The 14,826-nt window shown below is 69.8% G+C and carries 12 protein-coding genes; 6 read left to right on the top strand and 6 right to left on the bottom strand.

Features of this window, described 5'->3' with window-relative positions; all coding sequences use genetic code 11:
* Positions 1-158 precede the first annotated feature (158 nt).
* On the top strand, positions 159-1,637 hold the full coding sequence (locus I6J71_RS06715) for an alpha/beta hydrolase (RefSeq protein ID WP_204093925.1): 1,479 nt from the start codon (positions 159-161) through the stop codon (positions 1,635-1,637).
* Here I6J71_RS06715 and I6J71_RS06710 read toward each other — a convergent pair.
* Together I6J71_RS06710 and rho are read right to left on the bottom strand one after the other, a co-directional pair.
* Positions 1,631-2,038: a hypothetical protein gene (locus I6J71_RS06710; protein ID WP_204093924.1), complete on the bottom strand. Its 408-nt coding sequence runs from the start codon at positions 2,036-2,038 to the stop codon at positions 1,631-1,633. The genes I6J71_RS06715 and I6J71_RS06710 overlap by 7 nt on opposite strands.
* Positions 2,039-3,660: 1,622 nt before the next feature.
* Entirely contained in the window at positions 3,661-4,728 is a 1,068-nt protein-coding gene (rho, locus tag I6J71_RS06705; RefSeq protein ID WP_204093923.1) for a transcription termination factor Rho, read from the bottom strand.
* A 228-nt stretch (positions 4,729-4,956) separates the two neighbouring features.
* On the opposite strand from rho, the gene I6J71_RS06700 reads away from it, so the two are divergent.
* Together I6J71_RS06700 and I6J71_RS06695 are read left to right on the top strand one after the other, a co-directional pair.
* Positions 4,957-5,244, top strand: coding sequence for a DUF6412 domain-containing protein (locus I6J71_RS06700; RefSeq protein ID WP_204093922.1), 288 nt, complete (start codon positions 4,957-4,959; stop codon positions 5,242-5,244).
* Positions 5,245-5,337: 93 nt separating this feature from the next.
* The gene (locus I6J71_RS06695) at positions 5,338-6,006 is read left to right on the top strand and encodes a membrane protein insertase YidC (RefSeq protein WP_204093921.1); all 669 of its coding nucleotides are present in this window, start codon (positions 5,338-5,340) and stop codon (positions 6,004-6,006) included.
* Positions 6,007-7,074: 1,068 nt separating this feature from the next.
* Here the strand turns inward: I6J71_RS06695 and I6J71_RS06690 are convergent.
* The 3 genes from I6J71_RS06690 to I6J71_RS06680 all read right to left on the bottom strand — a co-directional run bounded on the left by I6J71_RS06690 (position 7,075) and on the right by I6J71_RS06680 (position 8,951).
* Positions 7,075-7,236 (bottom strand): hypothetical protein, encoded by a 162-nt coding sequence (locus tag I6J71_RS06690; protein ID WP_204093920.1) that lies wholly within the window; start codon positions 7,234-7,236, stop codon positions 7,075-7,077.
* A gap of 222 nt (positions 7,237-7,458) precedes the next feature.
* Positions 7,459-8,082: an NADPH-dependent F420 reductase gene (locus I6J71_RS06685; protein WP_204093919.1), complete on the bottom strand. Its 624-nt coding sequence runs from the start codon at positions 8,080-8,082 to the stop codon at positions 7,459-7,461.
* A gap of 134 nt (positions 8,083-8,216) precedes the next feature.
* Positions 8,217-8,951 (bottom strand): SDR family NAD(P)-dependent oxidoreductase, encoded by a 735-nt coding sequence (locus tag I6J71_RS06680; RefSeq protein ID WP_204096912.1) that lies wholly within the window; start codon positions 8,949-8,951, stop codon positions 8,217-8,219.
* 139 nt (positions 8,952-9,090) lie between these two features.
* Here I6J71_RS06680 and I6J71_RS06675 point away from each other — a divergent pair, with 139 nt between their 5' ends.
* Positions 9,091-9,732, top strand: coding sequence for a TetR/AcrR family transcriptional regulator (locus I6J71_RS06675; RefSeq protein ID WP_204093918.1), 642 nt, complete (start codon positions 9,091-9,093; stop codon positions 9,730-9,732).
* Between the two features lie 632 nt (positions 9,733-10,364).
* Here the strand turns inward: I6J71_RS06675 and I6J71_RS06670 are convergent.
* Positions 10,365-12,380 carry a glycogen debranching N-terminal domain-containing protein gene (locus I6J71_RS06670; RefSeq protein ID WP_204093917.1) on the bottom strand — a complete coding sequence of 672 codons (2,016 nt, stop codon included), beginning with the start codon at positions 12,378-12,380 and terminating at the stop codon, positions 10,365-10,367.
* A gap of 165 nt (positions 12,381-12,545) precedes the next feature.
* On the opposite strand from I6J71_RS06670, the gene I6J71_RS06665 reads away from it, so the two are divergent.
* Positions 12,546-13,547: a LacI family DNA-binding transcriptional regulator gene (locus I6J71_RS06665; RefSeq protein WP_204093916.1), complete on the top strand. Its 1,002-nt coding sequence runs from the start codon at positions 12,546-12,548 to the stop codon at positions 13,545-13,547.
* Positions 13,548-13,574: 27 nt separating this feature from the next.
* Entirely contained in the window at positions 13,575-14,816 is a 1,242-nt protein-coding gene (locus tag I6J71_RS06660; protein ID WP_204093915.1) for a sugar ABC transporter substrate-binding protein, read from the top strand.
* Positions 14,817-14,826: the final 10 nt, after the last annotated feature.

Genomic DNA, 14,826 nt, shown 5'->3' with positions numbered 1-14,826 from the left:
TTAGCCCGGACGTACGACGGCGCTCACCGAACGCAATTCGGGTACCTAGGGGTCCACTTGGGACGTCGCCGCACCCTCACCCAATCGGGTCGGTGATCTTCTGGCAAGATTCCCCGGCACGTGGTTGACCTTCACCCGCCGGCGAAAGGTGCGGCTCCATGGGCCTGGGCAGGAAGCTGACCGTCGTCGCGGCGGCGGTCCCCACACTCGCGGCCCTGCTCGCCGCGCCGGCCGGTGCCGCGGGCATCGACTGGAAGCCGTGCCCGAACGCCACGGGCGTCGACTGCGGCACGGTCACGGTACCGATCGATTGGGCGAACCCGAGCGGCGGGACGATCCGGCTCGCGCTCGCGCGGCGCAAGGCCACCGATCCCGCGCACCGCATCGGTTCCGTCCTCATGGACCCCGGCGGGCCGGGCGGCGAGGGCGCGGCGGAGGTGCAGGACGGGTGGTCGCTGTCGCCCGCCATCACGGCGCGGTTCGACACCGTCGGGTTCGACCCGCGCGGCGTCGGGCGCAGCAACCCGGTGCGGTGCGGGCTCGACGCCGTGACCGCGCCCGAGCATCAGCTGCCCCGGGCTCCCCGTGAGTTCAGGGAGCTCGCCGCGCGCAACCGGGCGCTGGCCGACAGCTGCGCGAAGTCCACCGGGCCGCTGGCCGACCACGTCGACACCGCCAGCGTCGCCCGCGACATCGACGCGATCCGCGCCGCGCTGGGCGAGAGCAGGCTGACGTACTACGGCACTTCGTACGGCACGCTCATGGGTCAGGAGTACGCCGAGCGGTACCCGGATCGCGTGCGCGCGGTCGTGCTGGACGGGACGATGGACCATTCCCTGCGCAGCACGTGGGAGTTCCTCAGCTCGCAGACGCGGGCGACGCAGGAGATGTTCGACCAGTTCGCGCACTGGTGCGCCACGACTTCCTCGTGCGCGCTGCACGGCCAGGACGTGCACGCACTGATGGCTTCGCTGTACTCGCGTGCCGAACGCGGGCAGCTCAGCACGCCGGACGACCCGTTGGACCCGGTGGCCTTCCTGGGGATGGTGACGCGCAACTTCTACGGGCCGTCGTGGGATCAGCTGGCCACGAACCTGATCAGCCTGCGCGACGGCAAACCCGCGGAGTCCGCGTACGGCGACATCACCGTGCCCACGTCGTTCGCCAGCATCTTCTGCTCCGACTGGCACCTGCCGATCAGCGGGTTCGGCGAGCTGCAGACGTTCCGGTACTCGCTCGCGGCGATCGCGCCGGACGTCCGGTTCTCGCCCCTGGCGTGGAAGTCGGCCACCGGCTGCATCGGCTGGCCCGGCGCCGTCCGCGACCCGCAGCGCCGGCCCGGGTTCCTCGGCCAGGCCCCGGTCCTGCTGCTGAACAGCCGTTACGACCCGGCGACGCCGTACGAATGGGCCCAGCACGTGTCCCGCCAGACCGGCGCGCGCCTGCTCACCTACGACGGCGCGGGGCACGGTGCGTACTTCAAGAACAGCCCCTGCGTGGTGTCCACAACGGACCGGTTCCTGATCGACGGCGTGCTGCCGGGGCAGGGGACGCACTGCGCCGCGGTGGCTCCGTCCGGGGCGCGGTCCGGGGGCCTCTCGCTGTTCGCGGCAGGCCCCCGGGCGACGGGTCAGTAGTCGTCGCGTCCGGTGAACTGCTGCTCGAGGAGCTCCGCCGAACCCGCGACCAGCTCCAGCGGGTCCGTGAACTCGTTGATGTCCAGGTTCACCAGCGGCAGCGAGTGCCGCAGCACCAGGTGCTCCCCCATCACCACGATCCCCCCGACGACGAGCGTGTGACCCACCTCGGTGAGCACGTCGAGCAGGTCCACCTCGGGCACGCGAGCGAACGGGGTCGCGATCTGGACCCAGTCCTCACGTTGGTCGAACACCTCCCGGGCGATCACCACCACCTGCGCACGCCCCCGCGTCTCCGCGTCGTCCCCGAACGCCATCCGGATACGCACCTCCTCGGGCTCCTCGCGGATCACGTCGTACTCGTGCCTGATGAACGCGACCAAATCGGCCCATTCCGCCACGCGGCTTCCTCCTGTGTCGTTGGTGGACGAGGGGAAGAGTAGTGAAAGGGGAGGGGGCGGGCTTGGTGGGTCGGGAATGTCTGGTTGGGGGGGAGGATGGATGGCGGTGGGGCTTTGAAAGGGGGCCGTGGTCGGGTAAGGGCTGATGAGATGTTGGCGATCGTGGGTGGGGTGCTCGATTCGATGTCGGCGCGGTCCCTGGCCTGGTCGGTTCATCGCGCCGCTGGGCCGGATCGCGTTCGCGGCGACCGCAGCTCGTCGGCCCAACAACTGATCTCCTGCAGCCCGGACCGACTGGCATTTCGCCCAACCGCAGCAAACCACGCCGGCCCAGCCCTCTGGGCGACCCCGCGCTGAACCGGAACACCGCCAGCGGCGACCGACCACCATCCAGCCAACCGCAGCCAATACCCCAACCCACCCCCTACGCGCCTCCGCTTCGAACCGGAACACCACCGCCGGCGACCGACCACCACCTCCCCAACGGTCACCGATGCTGGGACGAACGTGAACGACCAACCCCCGCCCCGCTCCCCGATACGAAGCCAGAACGCGGTTCGGGGCCTCTTGTCAAGGTACGCTTTCCCGCCTTGACAAGAGGCCCCGAACCGTAGTCACAATTGGGCTTCGGGGAGCTTCTCGTGAGCCTTTTCACCGTAGGCGAAGTCTTTTCTTGCCGAAGGCAAGGGTGTTCTCACCGGAGGTAAGCGTCGTCTTCGCAACAGGAAAGGCGCCCTACGGGCGAAACGATTCCATGGGAACGACACCCCGACAGCCAATCGTTCTACGGTACTCACTTTGTGTCAAGGCTGGAAAGCGCACCTTGACACAAAGTGAGTACCGTAGAGGAGGCTGAGGATCGGGGCGGGGGAGGTGCGGGTGGTTCCCATTTCGTTGTTTAGTTGCAGCGTCGTATCCGTTGGCAATGCAACTAAGTGGGTGGTTCTCTCATGCAGGTGGCGTTGCAGTCGCGTAGTCGCTTGCCGCGTAACGGAAGAAGCCCGTCGCTCCTCGCCGGCTGCAAAAGCTGCCAACCATTCGGCAGAGTCTCCGGAGGATGTTTTCCTTGTCGAATTCCTTCCGTCCGCAGATCGGTGGTCTGGTCCCTGGTGTGCCGGACCGGATCGTTGGCTGGTCACCGTTCCGGTGGCTGAGGATCTCCGCGGCGCGGAGCCACAGGCCGCGGGCGAGGGCGTCGTCTGTGGCCTGACCGGTGGGTTCCTTCGGGACGCCGCGATCGAAGTACGCGCCGCTCGGCAGGTGCGCTGCGGTCGCCGGTTGGACCAATCGCTGGGCGGCCCGCTCCGGCGTCACGGTGAGCCGGCGGCCGATCGGCGAGCGCACCGCCCATGCGGGAAAGCCGCCCTCGCGGAAGAAGTCGCCGGCCAGCGTGCCCGGGTGGAACGACGCAGCGCTGACCGGCAGCCGGCGCGCGAGCTCGCGCGTGAACAGCAGGTTGGCTGCTCAAGGCGGTTCGAGCGGGCGGGACTTCGTACGCCCCACGAGATCGCGGGTGCGGAAACGGGTGAGCTGCGGCGGCCGTCGGCCAGGAGGCAGTGGCGCGGTCACGCCGAACTCATCACACGCGCGGGTGGGGGTTCGGATACGCGGCGCGGCGTGAGTCAGGCGGCTGCGGCGGCCGGGGCGCCGAGGGAGGCCGCGACGCGGACCACGAACTCCGCGTTGGACTTCGTGGTGCGGACCTGGTCGAGGAACTGCTCGGCGGCCCGCTTGGGGTCCTGGGCGGCCAGTGCGCGGCGGACCTCCGTCATGACCTGCAGTTCGGCCGGCGAGAGGAGCAGCTCTTCGCGGCGGGTACCGGAGGCGAAGAGGTCAATGGCGGGAAACACGCGGTTGTCAGCGAGGGCGCGGTCGAGGCGGAGCTCCGAGTTGCCCGTGCTCTTGAGCTCCTCGAAGAACACCGTGTCGGCGAGCGAACCGGTGCCGACGAGGGCCGTGGCGATGATGGTGAGCGAGCCGCCGCCTTCGATGTTGCGGGCAGCGCCCAGGATTTTCTTCATGGGGTGCAGCGCGCCGGCGTCCACCCCGCCGGACAGGATGCGGCCGGAAGCGCGGCCGGCGAGGTTGTAGGCGCGGCCGAGGCGCGTGAGCGAGTCGAGCAGCAGCACGACGTCGCGGCCGGATTCGACTAGGCGCTTCGCGCGTTCGACGACGAGCTCGGCGACGGCCACGTGCTCGGCGGGCTTGCGGTCGAAGGTCGAGGCGACGACCTCGCCGCGCACCGACCGCTGCATGTCGGTGACCTCCTCGGGCCGCTCGTCGGCGAGCAGGACCATGAGGTGCACCTCGGGGTGGTTGACCGCCACCGCCTGGGCGATCGCCTGCAGCACCGACGTCTTTCCCGTGCGGGGCGGTGCGACGATCAGCGCGCGCTGCCCCTTGCCGACGGGCGCGACGAGGTCGAGCACGCGGGTCGTGAGCTGGTGGCGGGTCGTTTCGAGCACGAGCCGCTCATCGGGGTGCACGGGCGTGAGCCGCTCGAACTCGGGGCGGTCCGGCGGCGGCGGGGCGCCGTTGACCGAGACGAGCTGCTCGCCCTCGACGACGATTTCGTCACCCCGGCGCAGGCTGTGCTTGCGGATCAGTCCGAATGGGACGGTCGGCCCGCCCGGCCCGTAGCCGAGCGTGGCGGTCTTGCCGCGGACATCGAGAATTCCAACGTAGGACATGATGACTCCTTGAACAGGTGTGAGTTGCGATCGACGGATCGCGAGAACGAACACGAGTCACTCGGGTTCGCGTGAAGAGAGAAAAACTCCCCCGGGCGGCTGAGCCGGCATCCATGGGGATCGCGGTGAGCATAACGCACCGGCTGGGAAAGCCACAACACCCTTTCGAACTCGGCTACACTGGCGCCCGAACAGGGGGACGCGCCACACACCGGAAGGGGACGCCGCATGCACGCACTGCTGCTGCTCGCGTTCCCCGCCGTCCACCTGGTCGAACAGGGCGGCCCGGCCGCGTTCTTCACGTTCGCCTCCGTGGTGGCGGCGAGCCTGCTCGTGGTCATCGTGGTCGCCAACGCGAACCGCGGTGAGCTTGCGACGTGGACGATCCCCGTGCGCGCCCGCCACACCGCGTTGAACCAGCGGTCGCGCCGCGCGGCGTTCCTGCGGTTGCGCGATCCCGGCGCACCCGGCCGAAGCCGGCCCCGCGCACCCGGACAGCACTCCCCGGCTGCGTGACCCGCTGCTGAGTCCGATCAGGACAAGTCTTCTTCGGGCACTCGCGCAGCTGATTCCGCCTGCCCTGAATCGACTTTCCCTCGGAGTGCTGTCATGCCCGGATTCCTCGACCTGCCCGTCGAAGGCGCGTACCACCTCGTCCACTGGCTCGCTTCGGCGACCGAACCCGTCACCGGCTCGTTCGCGGCCGCCGTCGCGATCGTGCTGTTCACCGTGGCCGTGCGGCTGTTGCTCGTGCCGTTCGCCCGAGCCGCGGCCCGCGGGCAGCGGGCCCGCACCGCGCTGCTGCCCGAAATCGAGAAGCTGCGGAAAAAGCACGGCAACGACCGCGACACGCTGGCTGCCGAGATGGCGAGGCTGCAGCAGGAGTCCGGGACGTCGCTGTTCGTCGGATGCCTGCCGATGGTCGCGCAACTGCCGTTCTTCTGGGTGATGTACCACCTCTTCAGCGCCGCAGTGATCGCCGGCGCCCCCAACGCGCTGCTCGGCAGTACCCTGCTGGGCCTCTCGCTCGGGGCTCACGGCCTCGCCGCGGCCCCGTTGGTGTTCGTGGTGGCCGGCCTGCTCGCCGTGGTGGCGTGGTTCTCGATCCGGTGGCAGGACCGTCAGCGCGACTTCAGTGCTCCGGGCGCTCGGTTCCTCCGCCTCCTGCCTTATGGAACGGTTTTGGTTACCGCTTTTGTTCCCTTGGCTGCGTCGGTGTATGTGCTGACTACGACGACGTGGAGTGTGGTGGAGCGGATGGTGTTGCATCGGGGGTGAGTGGGTGGTTGGGGTGGGGGCGTTGTGGGGTGATGCGGTCCTGCGCAGGGGCGTGTTGCGGTGCGTATGCACTCCGAAGCTCGAGTGTGACTACGGCCGCTGACCCCGTTGGTGTGCGTCGGACTTTCTGGCAGGGTTTTTGGGCTGATCCGTGACAGGCACTTCGATCGTGAGCAGGAAGAGCAACGACCCGGTGCCGGTCGAGACGCGGCTGCAGCTCGTGCTCGCGGTGTTGGCGCACGAGCTGGCGTCGCGGAGGCTGCGCGTCGGCACGGGGTGTCGACGGAGTCGATCAACCGCTGGCGCAACCGCTTCGTCGATGCGGGCAAAGCTGCAATGGAGGACGGTATGCCGGGCAAGGCCGGCGCCCGGGCAGCCTGGTCGAGCGTCGGCAGCGGGCCGAGATCCAGGAGTTGAACTTGGCGCCGGCTGAGGCGACGGTGCAGCTGCGGGTCCGGCAGCGAGGGCTCGGAGTACGTCGACCAGATCCCTTCGCAGACCTCGAGGCCCTGAGAGCGGCAGCCGAGCTGCCGCTCGCGAGGTTCACACGGCTGGCCGGCATCCCGGAACGCACCTACCGGCGCCGCCTCGCCAAGCTCCGGGCCGGGGACGAGCCGGTCAAGGGGCCGTGGCCGACACCGTCGGTCGACGCCCTCGAGGCGCCGGCAGCGAAGTACGCGTCCGATTGGCCGGCGTGGGAGCAGCGCAAGATCGCCGCGATGATGCGCGCCGACGGACTCTCAGTGTCGACCTCGACCGTGGAGCGGGCGCCGCGTCGGCGCGGGTTGCTGCTGCCGCGCGGGTTCTTGGGCCGATCGCAAGTCTTGCGCCGCCCTGCGCCGCGAGGTGTTCCACGACCCGCCCACCGAACGCAACCGGGTCTGGTAGGGCGACTTCAGCGGTTTCGAGGCCACCGGCGGCGGCATCGGGCGCATCTGCGCCGTCATCGACTACGCCACCAAGTACTGCCTCGCCATCACCATCACCCCGACCGGCCGCGGCACCGACGCCCTCGCGTGCCTTGACGCCGCCGTCGCCGAGGCCGAACGCGTTCTCGGCCCCGGCGACCTACGGGCAAAGCGTGGTGAGCTCGAACTGGTCGACGAAACCACCGGCGAAATCATCGACGTCGTCCCGGCGCCGATCGCCGACGTCTCTGACCACGGCTCCTGCTTCCGTGGCGAGACCCACCAGACCGCGTTCGCAGGCGAGGACCCACTGCTGCGCCACGTCCGCACCCGCGTCCGATCACCGCAGACCAACCGGGGTCATCGAACGCTTCTTCGGCACCCTGAACTGCGAGCACCTGTACCGGGCGCCGAACGACGGCGGGGCGCTGGCGATGGAGACCAGCCGATTCCGCGACATCTACAACCGCATCCCGACCCCACCGGTCGCTCGGCGATCGCACTCCTCATGAGGCCTACAGTGCCGGCGATAGCGCGGTCGCGCTCAGCCGGAGAACTCGTTGACGCCGAGGGCGAAGTCCCAGTGGCCGACCGCGTTGCCGGCGAGGCCCACCGTGACTACGCCTGCGCCTTCCAGCCAGTGCGCCATTTTCAGGCCGCCGACATCCAGTGGGCGCAGCCCGAGGCTCTTGACGAATGCCGCCACGTCCGCCTTGGCCTGTGCATTGTCGCCGGCGATGAAGACGTTGGGCCGGCCCTTCTCCAGGACGTTGCGGAAGATGGTGTTGAAGGCCTTCACCACGCTGGCGCCGGCCGGGGCCACCTTGGCGACTTCCTGCGCGATCGAGGTCTCCTCGCTGTGGGCCAGCCCGTCGAACGTGGCGTTGAAGGGGTTGCTGATCTCGACGATGACCTTGCCTGCGAGGGCGTCGCCGAACTGGGCGATGGCCGGAACGACAGCGTCGTACAACAGGGCCGCGATGACGATGTCCCCGGCCGGGACGGCACCCCACTTTCCCGTCGTGGTGCCGCCGCCGAGAGCCTGGGCCAGATCGGCGGCCTTGGACTCATCGCGGCCGATGATCTCGACGGTGTTGCCGCCCGCTACCGCCCGCGTACCGATGGTGCGGGCCATGTTCCCGGTGCCGATGAAGCTGATGCTGCTCATGAGGTGTGCTCTCTTCCTTCTTCTCGCGGCCACGCAACACTTCGTCGTGTTGCGGTGCCCGCGTCCGAGAACGGTTTCTTCGCCCGTGGTGGCTGTGTTCTTGCGGGCGTGCCCGCGCGTACCGGGTTTTCCGCTCAGATCGCCGTGGTTCCGCCGTCGGTGACCAGTTCCAGGCCATTGACGTAGCTGGAGTCGTTGGAGGCGAGGAACAGCGCGACGGTGGCGATCTCTTCGGGGCGGCCCATCTTTCCCCGCGGGATCAGGGATTCGAACGCGGCCTTGGTGGCCTCGTCGAACAGTTCTTCCTGCTTGGCCGTGGCGACCTGGCCGGGGGTCAGGACGTTCACCCGGATCTTGCGGTCCTTCAGCTCGTTGAGCCACACGCGGGCCCATGCCTGCTGCACGGCCTTGCTACCGGCGTACAGACTCCATCCGGGGAAGGCCCCGAGTGAGGCATTGGAGCCGGTCATGAAGACCGAGGCACCGTCGTTGAGCAGCGGCAGGGCCTTCTGCACGGTGAACAGGGTGCCGCGTGCGTTGAGCCAGAAGGCGCGATGGAACTGTTCCTCGGTGATCTCGCCGAGGACGGCGGGTTCGCCCATCCCGGCGCTGGCCCACAGCACGTCGATCGAGCCCTTGTCCCGCTTGACGGTGTCGTACAAGCGGTCCAGGTCGGCCAGTTCGGCCGCGTCACCCTGTACGGCGGTCACGTTCCGGCCGATCAGCTTGACGGCGTCGTCCAGCGCGTCCTGCCGCCGGGCCTGGATGAAGACGTGAGCTCCCTCGTCCACGAACAGTTTGGCGCCGGCCAGCGCCATGCCGGTTGATCCACCCGTGATCACCGCTACCTTGCCGTCGAGCTTTCCCACGATCTCTCCTTCGAATCGCCGAGGGTTCGAACCAGCCGGTGCGTTATGTACACCGTCCTGTGTGCTTAACGTATCGGGCGATCGGCCGGCGGGCAAGTTATGTACACCGGTCGGTACTCCACTCGGCTATGCTGGATGTATGACGGAGTTGGAGAAGGGGCCCCAAGGCCGCCGCCGGGGCAGGGGCGCACGCGAGCGGATCCTCAGCGCGTCACAACAACTGTTCCGCGAACAGGGCATCAATCGCACCGGTATGGACCAGCTCTGCGCGGTGGCCCAGGTGTCGAAGCACACGGCCTACCAGCACTTCGCCGGCAAGGACGAACTGGTCGCCGAATACCTGCGCCGCTTCGATCCCGACGTCTTGCCCGGGGTGTTCGACCGCACCGACCTCACGCCCCGCGAACGACTCCTCGCTGTCTTCGATGTGCCGGCATCCACCCCCCTGTGCCCCTACATCGGGGCGGCCGTCGAACTCCACGACCCTGGGCACCCGGCATCCGAGTGCGCACGCGATTACAAGAAAGCCATCGCCGCGCGGCTCGCCGAAACCGCCCGCGAAGCAGGCGCCACCAACCCCGAGCAACTCGGCGAACAGCTGGCGCTGCTCATCGATGGCGCCTCCGCCCGCACCCGAGTCCTCGACAGCGAATGCTTCCCCACCGCCGCCGCCATCGCCTCCGTCCTCATCGACAACGCCATCCCTGCGTCATCTCCCCGGCAGCCCAGCGATGACCGCGGAACTACCGGGTCTGCTCCCGTGCCGGCGGGAGGCCACTGACGGCCCGATCACGCCTCGTCACCCGGAAGACGGCACCGAGTTCGGCGAGGCCGGATCGGTAGCTGCCAGGACTCGGGGATCCACCGTTATGCGCGTCCCCCGGAATCCGCGTGCGGGACGAGTTGATCTTTGGCTCAGGGGGCTCGCTGTCCCCGCACCATCGCCGCCGTCCGCTCCTCCTGTGACGCATCGCTCGCCGCTGACGGCGATTGCGGTCACCAAACACGTCACGACCGAACGATCGTCTCCATCTTGTCGACGCAGGGGCGTGTTGCGGTGCGTATGCACCCCGAAGCGGGGGTGTGACTACGGCCGCGTTGAAGCTTCGGATCGGGGGGCTCGGCGCATCCTCGTTGCGTAATTGCCTTGCGCTGCGTAGGCGTGGTTCGTGGGCTGCGTAGGTGGGGTGCGGTGCGCTATGCCGCCGGAGTACTCGCTCGAGGCGACCATGCCGGCAAGCGGCGCAAAGTCGGGCCGTGCCGGCGCCAATGGGCGTCGAGGTCAGGTGCAGTGCAGCCGCTCGGTTCCGGCGGCCGGCGCGCGCACCGGACGTCGCGCACAGCCACCGCTGGGCGACCGGAGCTGCGCCGGGCCGCGAGAGCAAGTACGTGCGGGCGCCGGCACGGCTTGGCTCAGCCGAGCCGCAGGCCTGGCGGCAGCCGCACGTCGGTCGTCGTGCCGTCGGCCGTGATCGTCACGTCGAGGGTGCCGCCGGCGAGGGGCAGGCCGGTCACGCGCAGCGCGCCCACCGGGCTGGGACGCGGGGGGTCGAGCGTGACGACGCCGGCGGGGACGTCGACGTGCAGGCCCAGGAAGGTCACCAGCAGCGTGACCGCGGAGGCGGCCGCCCAAGCCTGCGGGCGGCAGGAAGCCGGGTACGGCAAGGGCGCCGTCACGTCGGCGGCACCGTAGCCCGAGAACAGTTCCGGGAGGCGGTTGTCGAACGCGCCGGCGGCGTGGACCAGCTGCAGGCCGAGTTCGGCGGCGCGCGCCGACTGGCCGGCGAGGTGCAGGCCGCGGACGACGACAGCGGTGTCGTGAGGCCAGACGGAGCCGCAGTGGTAGCTCAGGGGTGAGAAGCCACCCGCGGTCGAGGACATGGTGCGCAACCCGAAGCCCGCCGACATCGACGGGCCCAGCAGCAGCGCGCCGATCGCGTCGCTTTCGGACTCGTCCAGGAATCCGGTGCCGAGCAGGTGGCCGATGTTGCTCGTCAGCGAGTCCACAGGCTGTTTGCCGCCGTCCAGAGCCAGGGCGGGGAAGTGACCGTCTGCAGTGGACACCCAGAACCGCTCGCGAAACCTCGAGCGCAAGCCCGAAGCCCACTCGGCCAGGCCGTCGACCGGCTCGCCCAACACCGTCAAGAGCTCGGCGGCGCGGATGGCGGCCTCGTACTGGTAACCCTGCACCTCGGCGAGCGCGACGGGCGGCTTGGCGATCGACCCGTCGGCGAAACGCACGGCGTCGCCGGAGTCCTTCCAGCCCTGGTTGGCCAGGCCGCGGCCGGATTCGTCGAGGTACTCGGCGAACCCGTCGCCGTCGGTGTCGGCGAGGCCCGTGATCCAGAACAGCGCCGCGCGCAGGTTCGGCAGCAGCTCGCGGACCTCGGCCTCGGGCAGGCCCCAACGCCAGGCGTCATGCAGCAGGCACACCCACAGCGCGGTCGCGTCGATCGTGCCGTAATAGCGCGCGGGCAGCGACATGCCGTGCACCTCGAATCCGGTGCGCCGGCGCTCGTGCAGGATCTTGCCCGGCGCCTCGCCGGTCGCGGGGTCGTGGCGCTCGCCCTGGGCGCGGGCCAGCGTGCGCAGCGTGCCGCCCGCCAGCTCCAGCGACAACGGCAACGCGAGGCGCGCGGCCCAGAGGCTGTCGCGGCCGAACAACGTGAAGAACCACGGTGCGCCGGCGCCGGCGAACACGTCGGCCGGGTGCTCGCGTTCGGCCAGCAGCAGCGCGTCGAGGTCGGCGAGCGAACGGTTCAGCAGCGCGGTGAAGCGCCGGTCGTCGGCCTCCACCACGGGCGCCGGCAAGCGCACGGCCGTGCCCGGCACGAACGGCGCCGCGGGGTCCGCCGCGGTCAGCGACCAGTGCAGCACCACCTGGTCCTCGAGGCGCACGCGCCACCGGATCACCACCCCGGCACCGTCCACAGTGGTTCCGCCGTCGGTGGCGACCACGGCCGTGACCGGACCCGACTCCCACCGCACCCCGCCGTCGACGCGCACGGGCACCAGCGGCGAAGTCTCCCCGCCGGACTTGATCACCTCGATCGGCGCGAAGTCGGCCGCCAGCGCGAGCTCGACCACGCACTCCACCGCGTCGGCGGCCGACAACACCAGCTCCAGCTCCTCCGCCACCCCGCTCGCCGTGACCCGGCGGTGGCGGCGCAGCCACACCGTCGGATCCGGGCCGGGGTCACCGAGGTGGCGCACCAGCCCGGTGAACGTCCCGCGGTCCGCGGCCGGCTCCTCGAAGCCGATCGGCGCGGGCTCGTGCCCGTCGACGGTCACCACCGCTTCGCTCACGAGACGCAGGTCGCCGTGCAGCAGGCCCTGCGTGCCATTGCCGCGGATCTGGCCGTCGCGACCCGAAAGGACGACGGTCGGCGCGCGCAGGGTGATCGCGAGGTCATGGAGCAGCGGCTGCATGGGAAACGTCCTCCGGTGGGGTCGGGGTGCTCCTCGATTTGATCGATCAAACGAGCTTCGTGTCAAGTTCATTCGAAGTCTTGACAGGTCAGTGCCCAACGTTCAGAGTAGCCGCCAGGTTGAACGTTCAAATCACCGGACAAAACCGGACAAGCGGGAGGCGAGATGGCTCAGCGGGCCACGCTGAACTCGGTCGCGCAGGCGGCCGCCGTCTCACGGCAGACCGTGTCGAACGTGATCAACTCGCCCGACCTCGTGAGCCCCGAGACCCGCGAACGCGTGCTCGAAGCCATCGAGCGGCTCGGTTACCGTCCCCACACCGCCGCCCGCCAGCTGCGCACCACCCGTTCGCAGATCATCGGCATGCGCATCGCCCCGGCCGGCAACGGCGTGAGCGGCGTGGTCCTGGACCAGTTCCTGCATTCCCTCACGGCCACGGCCGAGGAGTACGACCACCGGATCATGCTCTTCAGCGCCGCCGACGACGAGGCCGAAACCCGGGCGTACGAAGACCTCATCGCCTCCGTCGGCGTCGACGGTTTCGTGCTCACCGGCACCCACCACAACGACGTGCGCACCCGCTGGCTCAAGGAGCGCGACCTGCCGTTCGTGACCTTCGGCCGGCCCTGGGGCGCGGAGGACGCGCACGGCTGGGTCGACGTCGACGGCGCCCGCGGCACGCGCCTGGCCACCGAGCACCTCGTGCGCCAGGGCCACCGCCGCATCGCGTTCGTCGGCTGGCCCGCCGGCTCCGAGACCGGTGACGACCGGCGAGCCGGCTGGGACGCCGGGCTCGCCGCCGCCGGGCTCGGCGACCGGCCGCAGGCGCAAGTGTTCGACGGCGTCGAAGGCGGCCGCTCGGCGGCCGCCCGGTTGCTCGACGAACCCACCGCGCCCACCGCTTTCGTGTGCGCCAGCGACTCCCTCGCGCTCGGCGTTGTCGGTGAACTGCGCGAACGCGGGCTGCGCCCGGGCGCGGACGCGTCCGTGATCGGCTTCGACGACACCCCGACCGCGGCGGTGCTCGGACTGAGTTCCGTGGCCCAGCCGATCGCCGAGGTCGCCGCCGAGTGCGTGCGCCTGCTGCGCGCGCGGCTGCGCGGCCCATCCGGCCCCGAACCCACCTCCACCCTGCTCACCCCCCGGCTCGTGCTCCGCACGACCTGACCACCCCTGCACGATCAAGGAGGATCGATGCGTCACCCCCTCCCCAGGGCCGCCGGTGCCGTTGCCGCCACCGGTCTGCTGCTCACGCTCACCGCGTGCGGCGGCGGTTTCGACGACTCGACGGCACCCGCGACCCAGCAGTCCGGGCCCGCCCAGCTCAAGCTCATGATCGCCGCCAGCGGCGGCGCCGAGCTCAAGGCGGTGCAGGACGCCACGGCGAAGTGGGCCGCGGGATCCGCCGGCTCGTCGGTGCAGGTGATCGCCGCCAACGACCTGCCCCAGCAGCTGAGCCAGGGCTTCGCCGCGGGCAGCCCGCCCGACGTGTTCGCCGTGGACGCCACGAAGTTCCAGGGCTACGCCGACGAAATGCTGCCCTACGGGGATTCGGTGTCCTACAAAGACGATCTCTACCCGACGCTGCGCACCACGTTCACCAAGGAGGGCAAGCTCTACTGCGTCCCCAAGGACTTCTCCACGCTCGCGCTCGCGATCAACACCGACCAGTGGACCGCGGCCGGCCTCACCGACAACGACATCCCGAAGAACTGGGACCAGCTCAAGTCCGTCGCGCAGAAGCTCACCACCGGCGGGCACACCGGGCTCGTGTTCAACGACACCCGCGACCGCGTCGGCGCGTTCCTCGTGCAGGCCGGCGGCTGGCCCCTCGACGCCGACCAGAAGAAGGCCACCGCCGACTCGCCGCAGAACCTGCAGGCGCTGACGTACGTGCGCGACCTGCTCGCCTCCGGCGCCGCCAAGTACCCCAAGCAGATCGGCGCGGGCGACTCGGGTGAGGCGTTCGGCCAGGGCAAGGCCGCGATGAGCGTCGACGGCAACTGGCTGGTCGGCGGGATGTCGAAGGACTACCCCAACGTGAAGTACAAGGTCGTGCCGCTGCCCGCCGGTCCGGCGGGCCCGGGCACGCTGTCGTTCACGCAGTGCTGGGGCATCGCGGCCAAGAGCAAGTTCCAGGACCAGGCCAAGCAGCTCGTCGACGCGCTGATGCAGCCGGCGCAGGAGCTCGCGTTCGCGAAGACGTTCGGCGTGATGCCCTCGCGCCAGTCGGTGCGCACGCAGTACCAGCAGCAGTTCCCGCAGCAGGCGGCGTTCCTCGAAGGTGCCGACTCCGCGCACGGCCCGGTGACGCTGACCAAGATGGACCCGGTCCTGACCGACTTCGACGCCCAGATCCAGCAGCTGCCGGGCGCGGACCCGAAGCACATCCTGCAGCAGCTGCAGACCAACACCGCCGCCGCGCTGGGTCAGTGAGGCAGCGGGC

This window comes from Amycolatopsis sp. FDAARGOS 1241, from assembly GCF_016889705.1.
Taxonomy (GTDB): domain Bacteria; phylum Actinomycetota; class Actinomycetes; order Mycobacteriales; family Pseudonocardiaceae; genus Amycolatopsis.
Note: the sequence above shows the minus strand (reverse complement) of the source record. Positions and strands in the feature narration are given on the sequence as shown.

Excerpts from the sequence above, each read along its gene's own strand:
- I6J71_RS06715 (WP_204093925.1), top strand. The coding sequence starts at position 159 with ATGGGCCTGGGCAGGAAGCTGACCGTCGTCGCGGCGGCGGTCCCCACA.
- rho (WP_204093923.1), bottom strand. The coding sequence starts at position 4,728 with ATGTCCTACGTTGGAATTCTCGATGTCCGCGGCAAGACCGCCACGCTC.
- I6J71_RS06700 (WP_204093922.1), top strand. The coding sequence starts at position 4,957 with ATGCACGCACTGCTGCTGCTCGCGTTCCCCGCCGTCCACCTGGTCGAA.
- I6J71_RS06695 (WP_204093921.1), top strand. The coding sequence starts at position 5,338 with ATGCCCGGATTCCTCGACCTGCCCGTCGAAGGCGCGTACCACCTCGTC.
- I6J71_RS06685 (WP_204093919.1), bottom strand. The coding sequence starts at position 8,082 with ATGAGCAGCATCAGCTTCATCGGCACCGGGAACATGGCCCGCACCATC.
- I6J71_RS06675 (WP_204093918.1), top strand. The coding sequence starts at position 9,091 with ATGACGGAGTTGGAGAAGGGGCCCCAAGGCCGCCGCCGGGGCAGGGGC.
- I6J71_RS06670 (WP_204093917.1), bottom strand. The coding sequence starts at position 12,380 with ATGCAGCCGCTGCTCCATGACCTCGCGATCACCCTGCGCGCGCCGACC.
- I6J71_RS06665 (WP_204093916.1), top strand. The coding sequence starts at position 12,546 with ATGGCTCAGCGGGCCACGCTGAACTCGGTCGCGCAGGCGGCCGCCGTC.
- I6J71_RS06660 (WP_204093915.1), top strand. The coding sequence starts at position 13,575 with ATGCGTCACCCCCTCCCCAGGGCCGCCGGTGCCGTTGCCGCCACCGGT.